Source organism: Nocardiopsis halotolerans DSM 44410 (assembly GCF_000341065.1).
In the GTDB taxonomy this organism is placed as follows: domain Bacteria; phylum Actinomycetota; class Actinomycetes; order Streptosporangiales; family Streptosporangiaceae; genus Nocardiopsis; species Nocardiopsis halotolerans.
On the sequence record NZ_ANAX01000062.1, the window covers coordinates 1 to 3,540 of the forward strand.

Genomic DNA, 3,540 nt, shown 5'->3' on the forward strand with positions numbered 1-3,540 from the left:
GACGGCGGCGGCTCCGGCGTGTTCCAGGAGTCCGTCTTCCCCGGCAACGACGGCGCCTTCGTGGCGGCCACCTCCAACTGGAACGTGACCGACCGGGTCGCCGACAGCCCCGAGACCGTCTCCGGCTCCACCCAGGCGCCGATCGGTTCGTCAGTGTGCCGCTCCGGTTCCACCACCGGGTGGCACTGCGGCACCATCGAGGCCCGGGGCCAGACGGTGAGCTACCCGCAGGGCACCGTCCGGAACCTGACCCGGACCAACGTGTGCGCCGAGCCCGGCGACTCCGGCGGATCGTTCATCTCCGGCTCGCAGGCCCAAGGCGTCACCTCCGGCGGCTCGGGCGACTGCACCTACGGCGGCACGACCTACTACCAGGAGGTCAACCCGATGCTGAACACGTGGGGTCTGTCCCTGGTGACCGGATAACCTCCCCCGGTCCCGTTCGGGGCGCCCCCGTCCACGGCAGTGGGCGGGGGCGCCCCTCTTCGTCGGGGCCTCCCCCGGTTCCCCACGGACGGGACGAGGGGTCCGGCGCGCTCGCGGGCCCCGGCTCCACCGGAGGCAGCAGGGCGCACCCTCAGCTCCTGTCCGACGCCCCCGTCGGGCTCTCGGCCCGGCTCCCCTCCCCGCCCGGGAACTCCCCACCGCGCGGAGTCACCCGTCCAGCCGCCGGGGGAACGGGTCACGGCACTCGCGTCCCCCGGCGCCGACGCGGCGTTCGTGCACTCGGGCACGGGTCCGCGCCGGATTCATCAGGAGCGCACTCCCGTCCGGAAACCGCACGGGTCGCTCCCTCCCAACGGCCACCCCTGACCTCCCAAGTTACACCTATGTAGCCGTTTCGTTACGGATGGCATCCAGTACCAGTGTCCGCATCCGGCCACGAAACCCCCCTTGCGCGAATCCGCCCGCTCCGGTCCGTCACGACGTGAACGCGGAAACCACAAGGTCGGCACGCCCGACGACTACCCGTAGCCATCATAAAACGAAGGGTCATGGGACCATCCCCTTTCCTCCTGAATGAATCCACACAAAGAGGGTCTTTGCAGCGTCAAAGTGTGCACTTATCGTTGGGGATCGTTTACCGGATGTCTCGGTAGATGTCGGGAATCGGACCAACTCCGACCTCCCGAAAGGGGTCGTCCGTTCCCACAGGAACCCCGGCCCCGGATCCCCCGTCAATCCCCCTTGGAGAGTAGGAACCCCATGCGACCCTCCCCAGTCATATCCGCCGTGGGCACAGGAGCACTGGCCTTCGGCATGGCACTGGCCATGGCCCCCGGAGCCCTCGCGGCCCCGGCTCCCACCGCCCCCCAGTCCCCCGTCGCCGACGACAGCGCCGCCAGCATGATGGAGGCGCTCCAGCGTGACCTCGACCTTTCCTCGCTCGAGGCCGAGGAACTGCTCGCGGCGCAGGAAGCCGCCATCGAGACCGAGGCCGAGGCCACCGAGGCCGCGGGAGAGGCCTACGGCGGCTCGCTGTTCGACACCGACACCCTCGAACTCACCGTCATGGTCACCGACCCCGCCGCGGTGGAGGCGGTCGAGGCCACCGGTGCCGAGGCCACCGTCGTCTCCCAGGGCTCCGACGGCCTGACCGAGGCCATGGAGGACCTCAACGACGCCGAGGCCCAGGAGGGCGTCGTTGGCTGGTACCCGGACGTGGAGAACGACACCATCGTGGTCGAGGTGCTGGAGGGCTCCGACGCCGACGTCGACGCCCTGCTCGCCGACGCCGGTGTGGACGCCTCCGAGGTCGAGGTGGAGGAGACCAGCGAGGCGCCCCAGCTGTTCGCCGACATCGTCGGCGGCTACGCCTACTACATGGGCGGGCGCTGCTCCGTCGGCTTCCCGGCGACCAACAGCGCCGGCCAGCCCGGTTTCGTCACCGCGGGCCACTGCGGCACCGTGGGCACCAGCGTGACCATCGGCAACGGCCGCGGCGTCTTCGAGAACTCGGTCTTCCCCGGTAACGACGCCGCCTTCGTCCGCGGCACCTCCAACTTCACCCTGCACAACCTGGTCTACCGCTACAACTCCGGTGGCTACCAGTCCGTGACCGGCACCAGCCAGGCTCCGACCGGCTCGGCGGTGTGCCGCTCCGGCTCCACCACCGGCTGGCACTGCGGCACCATCCAGGCCCGTAACCAGACCGTGCGCTACCCGCAGGGCACCGTCTACTCCCTGACCCGGACCAACGTGTGCGCCGAGCCCGGCGACTCCGGCGGCTCGTTCATCTCCGGCTCGCAGGCCCAGGGCGTCACCTCCGGCGGCTCCGGCGACTGCACCTACGGCGGCACGACCTACTACCAGGAGGTCACGCCGATGGTGAACTCCTGGGGCGTGAACATCCCCGCCTGACCCATCCCCACGAACCGTCCCCCGTCCGCGCGCAGGCGCGGGCGGGGGACGCCCCCGTGTGCGGGCGGACCCGTGAGCCGAGGGACCGGCACGAGAATCCGCCCAGGGGCGGAAACCGGACCGGGCGGAGAGGCCGGTCCGGGAGACGGGACCGGTGCGCGGCCCCGCCCCGGCACCGACCGGTGCCGGGGTCAGGCGGCGCGGTGGGCGACGCGGCCGTCGAGCACCGTCATCCACGCACCGACCTCGCGCAGCCTCTCCTGCGGCAGGGTCTCGACGTCGCGGTCCAGGACCACCAGGTCGGCCAGGTAACCGGGGCGCAGGGCACCCAGACGGTCCTCCACGCCCAGTGCGTGGGCGGCGTCCAGGGTGTGGGCGCGCAGGGCCTCGTACAGGGTGACGGCCTGGTCGACACCGATCGGGTCGCCCTCGCGGGTGGTGCGGCACACCGCGTTGGCGACGGTGTCCATCGGACGCAGGCTGGAGACGAAGGAGTCGCTGGAGAGCACCGGGCGCAGCCCCAGGTCGATCTCCTCCCGCATCGGCTGGAGCCGGTGGGCCCGGTCCCCCAGACGGCGCAGGAAGTCTCCCCCGCTGTCGTGCAGGAAGTTGGGCTGGTTGACGGGGATGACCCCGTAGTCGGTGAAGCGCTTGGCCTGTTCCTGGGTGGGGTGGCCGCAGTGCTCCACGCGCGGGCGCGGGTCGGGGCCGGACACGCGCGAGGCCGAGGCGATGGCGGCCAGGGTGTGCTCCATGGCCTCGTCGCCCTGGGTGTGGACGGCGATCTGCCACCCTTCCCGCGCGGCGCGCGTGATCAGGTCCACGAGCTGGTCGGGGTGGTGGTAGAGGCTGCCCGGGAACTCGCCGTGTTCGCCGTAGGGAACGCTGAACCTGGCGGTGCCACCCAGCAGGGTCCCGTCGGAGTAGAACTTCATACCGGTCAGCCGCAGCCAGTCGTCACCGAAGGGGCTGGCCAGCCCGGCCTGGGTGAGCGCGTCCAACTGGTGGGACAGCGGCATGCCGAACGTGCGCAGCGGCAGGGTTCCCGCGGCGCGCGCGGCGCGGTACACCCGCAGCTCGCGGGCCGAGACCTGCGGGTCGCACACGGTGGTGACCCCGGCCGACAGATAGGGGTCGGCCGCGGCGGACAGCCATCCCAGCAGCTGCTCGGCGGGCAGG

At 71.5% G+C, this 3,540-nt stretch carries 3 protein-coding genes; 2 read left to right on the forward strand and 1 reads right to left on the reverse strand.

Features of this window, described 5'->3' with window-relative positions; translation table 11 throughout:
* Positions 1-426, forward strand: a 426-nt coding sequence (locus tag D455_RS0104945; protein WP_017569657.1) for a S1 family peptidase, incomplete at its 5' end; no start/stop codon positions are given.
* A gap of 780 nt (positions 427-1,206) precedes the next feature.
* Positions 1,207-2,361, forward strand: a complete 1,155-nt coding sequence (locus tag D455_RS0104950; protein ID WP_026122329.1) for a S1 family peptidase — start codon at positions 1,207-1,209, stop codon at positions 2,359-2,361.
* 191 nt (positions 2,362-2,552) lie between these two features.
* Here the strand turns inward: D455_RS0104950 and D455_RS29240 are convergent.
* On the reverse strand, positions 2,553-3,540 hold a 988-nt coding region (locus D455_RS29240), incomplete at its 5' end, for an amidohydrolase (RefSeq protein ID WP_017569659.1).